Annotated in this window: 13 protein-coding genes; 12 read left to right on the forward strand and 1 reads right to left on the reverse strand. The window is 53.5% G+C overall.

Features of this window, described 5'->3' with window-relative positions:
- The first annotated feature begins 1 nt into the window (after window position 1).
- From mltG to BM191_RS01665, 12 genes are all read left to right on the forward strand, one after another.
- Complete coding sequence (mltG, locus tag BM191_RS01610; RefSeq protein WP_092875175.1) at window positions 2-1,018, forward strand: endolytic transglycosylase MltG; 1,017 nt, start codon at window positions 2-4, stop codon at window positions 1,016-1,018.
- Window positions 1,008-1,640 (forward strand): dTMP kinase, encoded by a 633-nt coding sequence (tmk, locus tag BM191_RS01615; RefSeq protein WP_092874222.1) that lies wholly within the window; start codon window positions 1,008-1,010, stop codon window positions 1,638-1,640. Before mltG ends, tmk begins: the two co-directional genes overlap by 11 nt.
- Window positions 1,637-2,635, forward strand: coding sequence for a DNA polymerase III subunit delta' (holB, locus tag BM191_RS01620; protein ID WP_092874225.1), 999 nt, complete (start codon window positions 1,637-1,639; stop codon window positions 2,633-2,635). Before tmk ends, holB begins: the two co-directional genes overlap by 4 nt.
- A 2-nt stretch (window positions 2,636-2,637) precedes the next feature.
- Window positions 2,638-3,441 carry a metal-dependent hydrolase gene (locus tag BM191_RS01625; RefSeq protein WP_092874228.1) on the forward strand — a complete coding sequence of 268 codons (804 nt, stop codon included), beginning with the start codon at window positions 2,638-2,640 and terminating at the stop codon, window positions 3,439-3,441.
- A 186-nt stretch (window positions 3,442-3,627) separates the two neighbouring features.
- Complete coding sequence (gene hinT / locus BM191_RS01630; protein WP_092874231.1) at window positions 3,628-3,978, forward strand: purine nucleoside phosphoramidase; 351 nt, start codon at window positions 3,628-3,630, stop codon at window positions 3,976-3,978.
- A gap of 20 nt (window positions 3,979-3,998) precedes the next feature.
- Entirely contained in the window at window positions 3,999-4,367 is a 369-nt protein-coding gene (locus BM191_RS01635) for a YcfL family protein (RefSeq protein WP_092874234.1), read from the forward strand.
- A 17-nt stretch (window positions 4,368-4,384) separates the two neighbouring features.
- Window positions 4,385-4,987, forward strand: a complete 603-nt coding sequence (gene lpoB / locus BM191_RS01640) for a penicillin-binding protein activator LpoB (RefSeq protein WP_092874237.1) — start codon at window positions 4,385-4,387, stop codon at window positions 4,985-4,987.
- Window positions 4,974-5,822, forward strand: a complete 849-nt coding sequence (locus BM191_RS01645; protein WP_092874240.1) for a phosphotransferase — start codon at window positions 4,974-4,976, stop codon at window positions 5,820-5,822. Before lpoB ends, BM191_RS01645 begins: the two co-directional genes overlap by 14 nt.
- Before the next feature lie 27 nt (window positions 5,823-5,849).
- On the forward strand, window positions 5,850-6,863 hold the full coding sequence (gene nagZ, locus BM191_RS01650; RefSeq protein WP_092874243.1) for a beta-N-acetylhexosaminidase: 1,014 nt from the start codon (window positions 5,850-5,852) through the stop codon (window positions 6,861-6,863).
- A 39-nt stretch (window positions 6,864-6,902) separates the two neighbouring features.
- On the forward strand, window positions 6,903-7,445 hold the full coding sequence (gene ycfP / locus BM191_RS01655) for an alpha/beta hydrolase YcfP (RefSeq protein WP_092874246.1): 543 nt from the start codon (window positions 6,903-6,905) through the stop codon (window positions 7,443-7,445).
- 299 nt (window positions 7,446-7,744) lie between these two features.
- Entirely contained in the window at window positions 7,745-9,049 is a 1,305-nt protein-coding gene (locus tag BM191_RS01660) for an NAD(P)/FAD-dependent oxidoreductase (RefSeq protein ID WP_092874249.1), read from the forward strand.
- Between the two features lie 282 nt (window positions 9,050-9,331).
- A complete protein-coding gene (locus tag BM191_RS01665) occupies window positions 9,332-9,871 on the forward strand; it encodes a glycine zipper 2TM domain-containing protein (protein WP_092874252.1) in 540 nt (179 codons plus the stop codon).
- Window positions 9,872-9,932: 61 nt separating this feature from the next.
- Here the strand turns inward: BM191_RS01665 and mfd are convergent, their stop codons facing one another.
- The gene (gene mfd / locus BM191_RS01670) at window positions 9,933-13,376 is read right to left on the reverse strand and encodes a transcription-repair coupling factor (protein ID WP_092874255.1); all 3,444 of its coding nucleotides are present in this window, start codon (window positions 13,374-13,376) and stop codon (window positions 9,933-9,935) included.
- Window positions 13,377-13,585 lie beyond the last annotated feature (209 nt).

The raw sequence follows: 13,585 nt of genomic DNA on the forward strand, positions 1-13,585 counted from the left end.
TATGACGAAAAAGCGCAAAATATTGTGGAGCGCGTTGGTTGTGCTGATCATTGCGGCTGGCGGCGTTTACTGGAAGGTTAAACAGTTTGCCGCGTCACGGTTGATGATGAATCAGGCGTTAATTTTTACTCTGCCAGCCGGAACCGGTCGGATAGGGCTTGAAGAGAAGCTGGTGGATCAAAAATTAATTGGCAGCGGTCCCTGGTTCGATTTGCTGTTAAAAATCGAGCCAGGTCTGGCGCAATTCAAAGCAGGAACCTACCGTTTCCAGCCGTCGATGACGGTGCGTGAAATGCTGGCGCTGCTGGTTAGTGGCAAAGAAGCCCAGTTTCCTATCCGCTTTATTGAAGGTTCGCGACTGAGTGAGTGGCTGCAGCAGCTGCGCACAGCCCCCTATATAAAACACACGCTTAAACAGGATGATGCCCAGGCGGTTGAAAAAGCGCTTGATTTGAAAAACGGTGCTGAGGGCTGGTTTTATCCGGATACCTACTCTTATACCGCTAATACCAGCGATGTGGCAATCCTCGAGCGCGCTCATCAGCGCATGGAACAGATCGTGACTCCGTTATGGCAGCATCGGCAAGACGGTTTACCCTATGCCGATCCTACGGCCATGATTACGATGGCGTCGATGGTGGAAAAAGAGACGGCGTTACCCGCGGAGCGTGCGCGCGTAGCCTCGGTGTTTATTAACCGATTACGGCTGGGAATGCGTCTCCAGACCGATCCTACGGTGATTTACGGCATGGGCGATAAATACAAAGGCGTGCTCACGCGCACCGATCTCGAAACGCCCACGGCCTATAACACCTATACTATTAACGGGCTACCACCCGGTCCGATCGCTATGCCTGGCAAAGCCTCACTGGAAGCGGCCGCTCATCCTGATCATACTCACTACCTCTATTTTGTTGCTGACGGTAAAGGCGGTCATACCTTTAGCACCAATCTGGCCAGCCACAACCGAGCGGTAGATGTCTGGCGGCGAATCGAAAAGGAAAAGCATGAAAAGTAAGTTTATCGTCATCGAGGGGCTGGAGGGTGCCGGTAAAACGACTGCGCGCGATGCGCTGGTTGCAGAATTACAGGGCCATGGGATCACTGACCTGGTTTTTACCCGGGAACCGGGTGGTACGCCGCTGGCCGAAAAGCTACGCGATCTGATTAAACAGGGTATTGATGGCGAAGTTATCAGCCATCGTGCCGAACTCCTTATGCTGTACGCTGCGCGTGTGCAGCTGGTGGAAAACGTCATAAAGCCAGCGCTGGCGCGCGGCAGTTGGGTAATTGGCGATCGTCACGATCTCTCTTCGCAAGCTTATCAGGGAGGTGGTCGCTGTATGGACGCCACCCTGATGGCGACGCTTCGTCAGACCATTCTGGGCGATTTTAGTCCCGATTTAACGCTTTACCTCGACGTTACCCCGGAAGCTGGCTTGCAGCGAGCCCGTACACGCGGTGAGCTGGACAGAATTGAGCAGGAGTCACTGAGTTTCTTCCACCGCACCCGTGAGCGTTATCTGACGCTGGCTGCTGACGATGACAGCATCAGAACGATTGATGCCATGCGACCTCTGGAGAGGGTAACCGCCGACATTCGCCTCACCCTGGCCCAATGGTTGCAGGAACAGAAATGAATTGGTATCCCTGGCTTAACGTACCTTATCGACAGCTTATTGAACAACACCAGCAGGGACGGGCTCATCATGCGCTACTCATTCAGGCGCAACCGGGTATGGGCGATGCGTCTCTGGTTTGGGGTCTCAGTCGCTGGCTTATGTGTCAGCAACGTGACGGGCTGAAAAGTTGTGGCCGCTGCCACAGCTGTCAGCTCATGGAGGCCTCAACGCATCCTGACTGGTATAAACTTGCTGCCGAGCAGGGAAAAAGTGCGCTCGGAATCGATGCTGTGCGTTCGCTGGCTGAAAAGCTTTATCACCGTTCACAACAGGGTGGAGAAAAAGTCGTCTGGATCCCCGATGCAGGCCAACTGACGGAGGCGGCGGCCAACGCCCTGCTGAAAACGTTGGAGGAACCGTCAGCCAATACCTGGTTTGTACTCTGCTGCCACCAGCCAGGACGGTTGTTGGCAACGTTACGCAGCCGCTGTATTTGCTGGCATCTGCCGCCGCCCGAGGAGTCTTTCAGCCTGAAGTGGTTGCAAAGCCAGACGCAGAAAAATCTACAAGAAATGACGACGTCGCTACGTCTGAGCGGTGGCGCACCGGCTGCTGCGCTCGAACTGCTAAATGATAAACCCTGGTCTGCCCGCCAGGCGCTGTGCCAGGGGTTGCAGGACGGTCTGTCACAGGATTTGCTCAGCCTGATGAAACATCTTAATCACGAAGATGCAGCGCAGCGTATCAGCTGGCTGAGTATGCTGCTGCTGGATGCGTTGAAATGGCAACAGAGTGGTGAAATGATGCTGACTAATGTCGATAGCCTGCCGCTGGTGAAACAGCTTGCCAGCCGTTTGCCAGCCAGTGTACTGGATGAGAGTTTACGTCAGTGGCTTCGCTGTCGCGAACAATTACTGAGTGTGACGTCGGTAAACCGTGAACTGGTGCTGACTGACCAATTATTACGCTGGGAACAACTATTGATTGCTACCAGCCCGTTACAGGCTAAATAACGATGTTCCTGGTTGACTCTCATTGCCATCTTGATGGCTTGGATTATGAAAATTTACATCATGATATTGATGACGTGCTGGCAAAAGCCGCCGCACGTGACGTGAAATTCTGCCTGGCAGTGGCGACGACCCTACCGGGTTATCGGGCAATGGTGAAGCAGATTGGCGAGCGGTCCAACGTAGCCTATTCCTGCGGCGTACACCCGCTTAATCTGGACGAAGAGTGGGATTTTAGCGAACTTCATCAGCTCGCTGCCGATGAGCGCGTCGTTGCGCTCGGTGAAACCGGGCTGGATTATTATTATCACCCGGAAACCCGCCAGCGGCAGCAGGACTCTTTCCGCGAGCATATCCGCGTGGGCCGACAGCTTAACAAACCGGTTATCGTTCATACGCGCGACGCGCGCGATGACACCCTGACGCTGCTGCGGGAAGAGCGTGCAGATGAATGTGGTGGCGTACTGCACTGCTTTACTGAAGACCGGCATACAGCGGAGCAGTTGCTCGATCTGGGCTTTTATATCTCTTTTTCTGGTATTGTAACATTTCGTAACGCCGATGCGCTTCGTGATGTCGCGCGCTACGTGCCCCTTGATCGTCTGCTGGTAGAAACCGATTCGCCCTATCTTGCGCCGGTGCCACATCGCGGTAAGCAGAACCAACCGGCCTTTACCCGTGAGGTTGCGGAATATATGGCGGTGTTGAAAGACGTCAGCGTAAAGGAACTGGCACGGGTAACGACGGCGAACTTTTCCCGGCTGTTTCACCTCGATCCAGAAAAGTTGGGACTCAGCGTCGGCGGCTGATAAGCTGCCGCCACGCTTCCGGTTATGCCTGACGGCTCAACGTCAGGCATCCTGTCCGCGCTAATAACTATTTTGCGCATCCGGGAACGGTTTTCGGCTTGAAAGAAAACAAATTTTTCGATCATACTGACAGAATGAACCCGGGAAATTATTTTCGTATCCATTCTACCGCTAAGGATTTGTATCATGGCAGCAGAAACGATTTTCAGTAAAATCATTCGTCGCGAGATCCCTGCTGATATTGTCTATCAGGATGAGTTGGTGACGGCATTTCGCGATATTTCTCCAAGGGCACCGACGCATATTCTGATTATTCCCAATGTTGAAATTGCTACCAGTAATGATGTCCTGCCAGAGCACGAGGCAGCGCTGGGGCGTTTATTTACTGCCGCGGCGAAAATCGCCCGGCAGGAGGGCATTGCGGAGAACGGTTACCGACTGATTGTAAACTGTAATGAGCACGGCGGTCAGGAGGTTTATCACATCCATATGCATTTGCTGGGCGGGCGTCCGCTAGGACCGATACTGGCCAACTGATACGGAGCAAAATTTTCATCATGCGCCTGATTTTGTTCACTCTGGTTATGCTGCCGCTGCTTACAGCCTGTAGCAGCGATCGCACGATGATAAACACGTCTCAATCGCTGGTAATGGAATCCGACGTACTGTCTGCCGGCATCACGACCAATCAGCCTGCTATTTCAGTGAATAATGGACAACAGCAGGCTACGTCAGTGCTCTACAACGAGCAGGATCACCCGGTGAGGCTCAATTATCGCTTCTACTGGTATAACGATAAAGGGCTGCAAATTCTGCCTTTTGAAAAGCCACGCGAAATTACGGTGCCGGCACACAGTAAAGTCGATATTACATCACTAACAGGAAATCTGACGGCCAGTAAAGTCAGACTTTATCTTTATCTTTGAGAGGGAAGGGCGTGAAAATGCGTTTAACCAGATTGACTGGCTTGCTGTCGCTGTCATTACTGCTTAGCGGCTGTATCGTTCAACAGCAAAAACCGGCCCCCATTGAGGCTACGCAGCCTACATCAACACAGCCGCCGGTTACGGTATCGCAGCCGCCGCAGCCGGCACAACAACCGCTGCCGGGTGTTCCTCAACCTCCTAAGCTTCAGACGTTTGACTGGAATGGCAGTGTCCAGCCTCTGATAGCGCAAATGCTGAATGCCGATGGTGTTACTCCTGGCAGCGTACTGCTGGTTGCAGGAACCCGCAACAACACTAATGGTAGCATCCAGCTGGCAAGCGTGAGGGACTCGGTGATTAATGTACTGAGTACTCAACATCAGTTCAGGCTTGTACCACCTGAGCAGTTACAGGCGGCGCGTCAAAGTCTTGGGCTTTCTTCAACTGATAGCCTGATTACACGCAGTAAAGCTATTGGCATTGCACGTGCGGCCAATGCGCAGTATGTGCTCTATACCTCCGTTAACGGCGATGCGAAAAGCCCGACGCTGGACATGCTGTTAATGCTGGTTCAGTCCGGCGAAATGGTCTGGTCTGGTAACAGCGTTGTTCAAAACTGATCCCGCGTTACAGCGTATGATTAAGCAGGTATTTCCGGCGGCGCAAGCCGTCGGTTCTGCTGCCTCACTACAGGGGCTTACCGGCCTGACATACCGGCTTGAGTACGACGGCCATCCGCTGATAGCACGACGTCAGCCGCAAGCCGGACAGGAGATCCCGGGCGTTAACCGCCAGCGAGAATACCATCTGTTACGTAAGCTCGCTGCTGATGGCCTTGCGCCTGTCCCTCTCGGCTGGAAATCACCTTGGCTGTTGCTTGAGTGGACACCAGGAGAGAACGCAGCAAAGATGACGGCTGAGTGCTTTGAGCAGCAGCTACTGCCGTTGCTGTGTCGTTTGCATCGCCTGCCGCCTGTTGGTTCGACCCTTAATCTTCCGGCGTTACTCTGGCGCTACTGGCAGCTTTGCCATCCGCGTGAGAAAAGTGCGCGCTGGCTCAGGCAGTTAAAGCGTCTAACGCGTAGTGGGTTGCCATCTGGGCTGCGTAAGTCTCTTTTACATCTCGATATCCACCGTGGGAATCTGCTGCAGACCCCGCAGGGGCTCCGGCTGATTGACTGGGAGTACGCTGCGGAGGGTGATGTCGCGCTGGAGCTCTGCATGCTCAGGTGCGGTGATGTAATTGCCTCTGAACGCTGGTCGTTTTGGCTCGATAGTTATGCGCATGCCATGTCGCTAAATCCCGGGCTACTGGCGCTTAAGATTGAGCGCTGGCGTCCCTGGGTGCAATTATTAATGGCCAGCTGGTACAGTCTGCGCGCCAGTCAGAGTCAGGATGAGGCACTCATACTGCTGGCGCGCGAAGCCCTGCTTCAGATTGAACAGGAACAATGAAGAAAAGAGGTTGATGTGGGTCCGGTAATGTTAGATGTTTCTGGCTATGAGCTGGATGCTGAAGAGCGTGAAATACTGCAACATCCGCTGGTCGGCGGATTGATTCTGTTCGCCCGAAACTATCATGACCCGGCGCAGTTGCAGGCGTTGATTGCGCAAATACGGCAGACTTGCCGACAGCGGCTGATTATCGCGGTCGATCAGGAGGGTGGGCGAGTACAGCGCTTTCGTGATGGCTTCACTATGCTGCCGGCAATGCAGTCATTTGCCGCGCTTCATCCGCGGCTAAAAGCGCGTCAGCTGGCCCAGGAAGCTGGCTGGCTGATGGCAGCAGAAATGACCGCCCTGGATATCGATATCAGCTTCGCTCCGGTACTGGATATCGGTCATATGTGCAGCGCAATCGACGACCGTTCATTTCATGAAAAGCCCGGGATTGCGCTAGATATGGCTCGTGCATTTATTACCGGTATGCACAGTGCGGGGATGAAATGCACCGGCAAGCATTTTCCCGGTCACGGCGCGGTGGCGGCTGATTCTCATAAAGAGACTCCGTGCGATAGGCGTGCGGCTGAACAGATTTTCAATCATGACATGACGATCTTCCGCCAGTTAATTATCGAGTGCCAGCTGGATGCCATCATGCCCGCACACGTTATCTATACTGATGTTGATCCACGACCTGCCAGCGGTTCATCGTACTGGCTAAAGACGGTGCTGCGTCAGCAGCTGAATTTTGGAGGCGTTATTTTCTCTGACGATTTGTCGATGGAGGGCGCGGCCGTCATGGGGAGTTATGCTGAGCGTGCTCAAGCGTCCCTCAGCGCGGGTTGCGACATGATTCTGGTGTGTAACAATCGTCAGGGAGCGGTCAGCGCGCTGGATAATTTGCCACAGATTAAGGCAGAGCGCGTTAGTGGGTTATATCATAGTGCACGACATGACCGCCGACAGCTGCAGGAAAGCAGCCGTTGGAAGCGTGCCAGCGCTACGCTCAGCGACTTGCAGCAGCGCTGGCAGGAGCATAAAGCAGTCCGGTAGTGCTGATCCCGCCGGGGTGTTAAGTATTGGAGGAAAGCAATGATTATCTATCTGCACGGATTTGATGCCAGTAGCCCCGGCAATCATGAAAAAGTACTTCAGTTACAGTTTATTGATCCCGACGTGCGGCTACTGAGCTATAGCACCCGGCATCCCAAGCATGATATGCAGCATTTGCTGAGAGAGACCGATAAAATGTTGCAGCTCTCGGTCGATGATCGGCCATTAATCTGCGGCGTTGGTTTAGGAGGATACTGGGCTGAGCGCATTGGTTTTCTGTGTGATATCCGGCAGGTCATTTTTAACCCCAACCTGTGGCCTGTCGAGAATATGACAGGTAAAATCGATCGTCCGGAGGAGTATCAGCACATTGCGACCAAATGTGTCAGCAATTTCCGTGAGAAAAACCGTGACCGTTGCCTGGTGGTACTCTCACGGCAGGACGAAGTGCTGGATAGCACACGCAGTGCGCAAGCGCTGCATCCCTTCTACGAGATAATCTGGAACGATGAAGCCGACCATAAGTTTAAGAATATCTCACCTCACTCACAAAGAATTAAGGCTTTTAAGACTCTGGGCTGACATGCGCTAAAGGCCTGTATGGCGACGTAAAGCGGCAGGCCACGTCGGAAGTAATCTGCGCCCTGTGCCTTGAATGGTGCAGGGCGCTTTGTTTCAAGCCGGTGTGTGAATTCCAATCCTGAATACGTCCGGGACTCAGCGATTAAATTTGATTTTTGACCTGCATCAATATTTGTATCAGTAAATAATTCTGCGTGATACTCTCTCTCCAGCTCGCGATTTTTATGTCGCCAACCCTATGTTTAGTAAGGATATTTTAACTCTTACTTAACCAATGATTCACATTTCACGCGGGGCGTTTGACTTTAATTATGAAAAAAATCGTCATTATTGGCGGGGGAGCCGGCGGTCTGGAGCTGGCCACTCAGCTCGGGGACAAACTAGGCAGGAAGAAAAAAGCAGAAATTACCCTCGTTGATCGTAACCACAGCCACCTGTGGAAGCCATTGCTGCATGAAGTTGCAACCGGCTCGCTGGATGAGGGGCTTGACGCCATAAGCTATCTGGCGCACGCGCGTAATCACCATTTCCTTTTCCAGTTAGGTACCCTGATTGATATCAACCGCGAAAGTAAATGTTTGCAGCTGGCTGAAATCCGCGATGAGCAGGGCGAACTGCTGGTTCCAGCCCGCGAGCTGCCTTATGACACGCTGATAATGGCCCTCGGCAGTGCTTCCAACGACTTTGGAACGCCGGGAGTAAAAGACAACTGTATTTTCCTGGACAATCCACAGCAGGCACGCCGTTTTCATAATGAAATGCTGAACTTATTTTTGAAATTCTCCGCCAGTAACGGTGAGCGTGAAAGGGTAAATATCGCCATTGTTGGCGGCGGTGCCACCGGTGTTGAGCTCTCGGCGGAGCTGCACAACGCGGTTAAGGAGCTGCACAGTTATGGTTACCGTGGGCTGGATAACCGGGCGCTTAACGTCACATTAGTGGAAGCCGGTGAGCGCATCTTGCCTGCGTTGCCGCCGCGTATTTCGGCAGCAGCTCATCAGGAGTTAACTAAGCTGGGCGTACGGGTGTTAACCAAAACCCAGGTAACCAGCGCCGATGCAAGCGGTATGCATACTAAATCAGACGAGTTGATCGAAGCCGATCTGATGGTCTGGGCGGCAGGGATCAAGGCACCGGACTTTATGAAGGATATCGGGGGTCTTGAAACCAATCGTATTAATCAGCTGGTTGTGACGCCAACGTTACAGACCAGTCGGGACCCGTCTATCTATGCCATTGGTGATTGTGCCTCATGTCAGCTGCCTGATGGTAAGTTCGTACCTCCGCGAGCGCAGTCTGCCCACCAGATGGCGTCCTGCGTATTGGCCAACATTCTGGCTGATATGAGCGGCGGCAGTATGAAAGAGTATGTCTATAAAGATCACGGCTCACTGGTTTCCCTTTCGCGCTTCAGTACTGTTGGCAGCCTGATGGGCAACCTGACCAAGGGCTCTATGATGATAGAAGGGCGCATTGCCCGTTTTGTTTACATCTCTCTTTATCGGATGCACCAGATAGCGCTGCACGGCTACTTTAAAACCGGCTTAATGATGCTGGTGGGCAGTCTGAATCGTGTGATCCGACCGCGTTTAAAATTGCATTAATGCAGATTGAGGGCGCTTGTAACGCGGTCACATTTTTTAGTTTTAAATTGGTTAACGCCGGACATAAGTGACATTGTGACTTATGTTCGGACTCTTCTGAAAACCAGTTTTAATGAGTGATCAGCGCCTATTTCTTCCTTTTGTCTTATAGCTCTGCTTAACGATCCCTCGCAAAATTTTGCGGAATACATCGACGCGTCGCGTACGTCGGGTAGCCAATATCAGAAACAAAGAGTTCGGAAGGCCATATTGCGCGGTAACTTTTTTTTGGGGAGGTTTCCTGTGAACAAGTCAATGTTGGCGGGAATTGGAATGGGGATCGCAGCGGCGCTGGGCGTTGCGGCTGTCGCAGGTATGAATGTGTTTAATCGTGACCCGCAGTATGCTCAGGTGCTCTCAGCAATACCCATCAAAGAGACAATCAAAAATCCACGCCGGGAGTGTCGCAACGTCACTCTGACTCACCGACGCCCGGTTCAGGATGAGAACCGTATTGCTGGATCGGTGTTAGGAGCTGTTGCGGGCGGCGTGCTGGGTCACCAGATTGGCGGCGGGCGCGGACGCGATGTCGCCACCGTTGCGGGCGCGCTCGGCGGCGGCTACGCCGGTAATCAGGTTCAGGGCTATATGCAAAAGAGCGATACTTACACTACCCATGAGCAGCGCTGTAAGACGGTCTACGACAAACATGACAAAATGCTGGGCTATGATGTGACCTATAAAATCGGCAACGAGCAGGGCAAAATTCGAATGGATAAAAATCCTGGTACGCGGATTCCCATTGACAGAAACGGTCAACTGGTTGTTAACGATCAGATTTAACGTACGCGGAGCAAAGACGTCGTTCAGCATACGCCGCCGGTTTCCCGGCGGTTTTTTTTGCTTATTCGGCCAGCAGTGGCATCGTGTTAAGGAGCGTTTGCAACCATTCTATACGTCGCTTGCGCTCGCTCAGGTCACAGATAAATTTCAGCCGCGTGGGGCCGTCCAGCGCCCATTGCTTAGGTTCTTTATGCAGCAAGCTGATTAGCCAGCCTGGATCAACATGGTTTTTATCGGCAAACTCAATGTAGCCACCTTTATCGCTGGCCTCTATGCGCCTGATACCAATCCTTCTTGCCGTCAAACGTAGCGCCGCACTGTCCAGCAGGTTACGCGCCGCATCAGGCAGCGTACCAAAGCGGTCGATCAACTCCACTTTTAGCTCATTAAGCTCGGCTTCCGTCGCTGCGCTGGCGATACGTTTGTATAGCGACAGTCGGGTATTAACATCGGGTATATAGTCATCCGGCAGCAGTGCTGGCATGCGGAGTTCAATCTCGGTCTGTGAGTTTGTGAGATCCTCCAGTGAAGGCTGGCGCCCGTCTTTCAACGCCTCAACGGCGTTTTCCAATAGCTCCATGTACAGCGAAAATCCGATGTTTTCCATCTGGCCGCTCTGGCCTTCACCCAGTAGCTCTCCGGCACCCCGTATCTCCAGATCATGCGTTGCCAGTGCGAAGCCAGCCCCCAGATCTTCAAGGCTGGCAATCGCTTCCAGTCGCTTATGCGCATCGGCGGTCATGGCTTTCGGATGGGGTGTCAGTAGCCAGGCGTAAGCCTGGTGGTGAGAACGGCCCACGCGTCCGCGTAGCTGATGAAGCTGGGCTAAGCCAAAGTGGTCGGCACGCTCAATGATAATGGTATTGGCCGTGGGAATATCAATTCCGGTTTCGATGATAGTGGTACATACCAGCACGTTGAAACGTTGGTGATGGAAATCATTCATCACTCGCTCAAGATCGCGCTCGCGCATCTGACCGTGCCCTACGGCTACGCGTGCCTCAGGCACCAGATCGGCCAGACGTGTCGCTGCCTTGTCGATATTTTCTACATCGTTATAAAGGTAGTAAACCTGCCCGCCTCTTAGCACCTCGCGCAGGATCGCCTCACGTATCACCAGCGCGTCATACTCGCGCACGAAGGTTTTTACCGCAAGGCGACGTGCGGGCGGCGTTGCAATAATCGACAGGTCACGGATGCCGCTCATCGCCATATTTAGCGTGCGCGGAATAGGCGTTGCGGTCAGCGTCAAAATGTCGACATCGGCGCGCATAGCTTTAATCCGCTCTTTATGGCGTACGCCAAAGCGGTGCTCTTCATCGACGATCAGCAGACCGAGATCGCGCCATTTGATATCGCTTTGCAAGAGTTTGTGGGTGCCGATCAGAATATCGACTTTACCTTCGGCAGCGGCTTCCAGCACTTGGCTTTGCTCTTTGACGCTGCGAAAGCGAGACAGTACTTCAATGCGTACCGGCCAGTTAGCAAAGCGGTCACGAAAATTTTCATAGTGCTGTTGAGCGAGCAAGGTGGTTGGCACCAGCACCGCAACCTGTTTGCCATTTTCTACCGCAAGGAATGCGGCGCGCATCGCCACTTCAGTCTTGCCAAAACCGACATCACCACAGACCAGACGATCCATCGCTAACGGCTGGCACATATCGCTCAGCACCGCATTAATGGCCTGGGCCTGATCGGTGGTCACCTCAAACGGAAAGCCTTCACAGAAGAGTTGATACTGCTGTTTATCGTGCCTGAAGGCAAAGCCGGTCCTGACGGCGCGCTGGGCATAAATATCTAACAGTTCAGCGGCGACGTCGCGCACCTTTTCCGCTGCTTTTTGACGGGCGCGTTGCCACACATCACCGCCCAACTTATGCAGCGGCGCGTTTTCTTCCGCGCCGCCCGCGTAACGGCTAATCAGATGCAGCGATGAAACCGGAACATAAAGTTTCGCCTCTCCGGCATAAGAGAGCATCAGGTATTCCGCTTTGACGCCGCCGGTTTCCAGCGTTGTCAGGCCATTATAGCGCCCAACTCCGTGCTCAAGATGCACCACCGGCTGGCCTGGCCGCAGTTCAGCGAGGTTGCGAATAAGCACGTCTGGATTGATCGTACGACGATTATCGCGGTGACGGTGGCTGACGCGCTCGCCCAGCAGGTCGCCTTCGCAAATCAGCGCACGCTGACGTGCGGTATCAATAAAACCCTGTTCGCTGGCGCCCAGCATTAGCCAGTAACCGCTGTGGCCGGCGTTATTGATATTATCCAGTGCTTGCGGACGCAGTTTGATGCGCGTCAGTATTTCCTGAAGCGTTTCGCGCCGACCTTCGGATTCCACCGAGAAAATGACCGCGCCATCGAACTGCTCGATAAACTGGCGAAGGGCATCCAGCGGTGCTTTGGCCTGGGGTTCAACCGCCAGGGGGGGAAGCGGTTGATAATCCAGATTGGTCACGCCGCCACGTGGATTGAGGGTTTGCTGGCTGAGCTGAATGCGCGGCCACTTTTTCAGCGCGGCAAAGAGCTGATCGGTCTTCAGCCAAAGGCTTTCCGGCTTTAGCAACGGGCGCATTGGATCAATGCGGCGACTCTCATAGCGTGAGTTGACGTCCTGCCAGAAGCGTTCGGCGCTGCTCTCAAGGTCGCCACAGCAGATAAGCAGCGTATTAGCAGGCAGATAGCTGAACAGGTCGGGCAGGGGCTGTTCAAAAAACAACGGTTGCCAGTATTCAATTCCCGCAGGCAGGGTGCCTTTACTGACCTGCTGGTAAATATGTTCAGCATCGCGTCGGACGTCGAAGTTCTCGCGCCAGCGGCTGCGAAACAGTTCAATGGCAATTTTGTCGGTTGGAAATTCATGGGCTGGCAGCAGATTTATCGCCGGAACGTCTTCCAGCGTGCGCTGAGTATCAACGTCAAACAGGCGCAGGCTGTCAATTTCATCATCAAAAAAATCAATACGGTAAGGATGCTCACTCCCCATAGGGAACAGATCGAGCAGCGCACCACGCGTGGCGTACTCACCATGCTCCATCACCTGATCGACATGCCGGTAGCCGGCTTGATCGAGCTGCGTTCGCAGGCGATCGCGGGAGAGCGTCTGACCCTTTTCCATCACCAGCGCATGTCCATGCAGAAAGCTGTGCGGGCATACGCGCTGCATCAGCGTGTTGACCGGCAAAATCAGCAGACCGTTTTTTAATGTTGGAAGCTGGTACAGGGTAGCCAGACGCGAAGAGATGATGTCCTGATGGGGCGAAAAATTGTCGAAGGGGAGCGTTTCCCAATCTGACAGGCTGGAAACGGGCTGCGGGCTGAACTGGTTGATTTCGTCCTGAAGCCTTAGTGCGCTTTGCTTATCCGGGGTAATCAACAGCGCCGGTCCATCGTGTCGGGTGAGTATCTCCGCACATTCTACCGCGCTGGCGGCGCCGGTGAGCTGCCCCAGCTGGCGGATATCGCCAGCTTTCACTGGCAGGGTATAACGATTTTTTTCAGGCATAGTCACCTAGGCAATCTCTTTTCTGAATGTGAGGGATACAAACCTATTCAGATCAGGCAGTAAGCATACCGGCGGAAGTTTACGCAACTTCCGCCGACTGATCCAGTCCGGGCAGCGTATCGGCGCCTGACTCACCCGCCATGCCACACATCGGGCATAATTATAGCGATAAGGGTCAGCTAAGCGCGTAACTTGCGAGGAAAGACGCT

The organism is Izhakiella capsodis, from assembly GCF_900115045.1.
GTDB classification, from domain to species: domain Bacteria; phylum Pseudomonadota; class Gammaproteobacteria; order Enterobacterales; family Enterobacteriaceae; genus Izhakiella; species Izhakiella capsodis.

What these genes read in the sequence shown, in the direction of transcription:
- mltG (WP_092875175.1), top strand. Translation starts at nt 2, where the DNA reads ATGACGAAAAAGCGCAAAATATTGTGGAGCGCGTTGGTTGTGCTGATC.
- tmk (WP_092874222.1), top strand. Translation starts at nt 1,008, where the DNA reads ATGAAAAGTAAGTTTATCGTCATCGAGGGGCTGGAGGGTGCCGGTAAA.
- holB (WP_092874225.1), top strand. Translation starts at nt 1,637, where the DNA reads ATGAATTGGTATCCCTGGCTTAACGTACCTTATCGACAGCTTATTGAA.
- BM191_RS01625 (WP_092874228.1), top strand. Translation starts at nt 2,638, where the DNA reads ATGTTCCTGGTTGACTCTCATTGCCATCTTGATGGCTTGGATTATGAA.
- hinT (WP_092874231.1), top strand. Translation starts at nt 3,628, where the DNA reads ATGGCAGCAGAAACGATTTTCAGTAAAATCATTCGTCGCGAGATCCCT.
- BM191_RS01635 (WP_092874234.1), top strand. Translation starts at nt 3,999, where the DNA reads ATGCGCCTGATTTTGTTCACTCTGGTTATGCTGCCGCTGCTTACAGCC.
- lpoB (WP_092874237.1), top strand. Translation starts at nt 4,385, where the DNA reads ATGCGTTTAACCAGATTGACTGGCTTGCTGTCGCTGTCATTACTGCTT.
- nagZ (WP_092874243.1), top strand. Translation starts at nt 5,850, where the DNA reads ATGTTAGATGTTTCTGGCTATGAGCTGGATGCTGAAGAGCGTGAAATA.
- ycfP (WP_092874246.1), top strand. Translation starts at nt 6,903, where the DNA reads ATGATTATCTATCTGCACGGATTTGATGCCAGTAGCCCCGGCAATCAT.
- mfd (WP_092874255.1), bottom strand. Translation starts at nt 13,376, where the DNA reads ATGCCTGAAAAAAATCGTTATACCCTGCCAGTGAAAGCTGGCGATATC.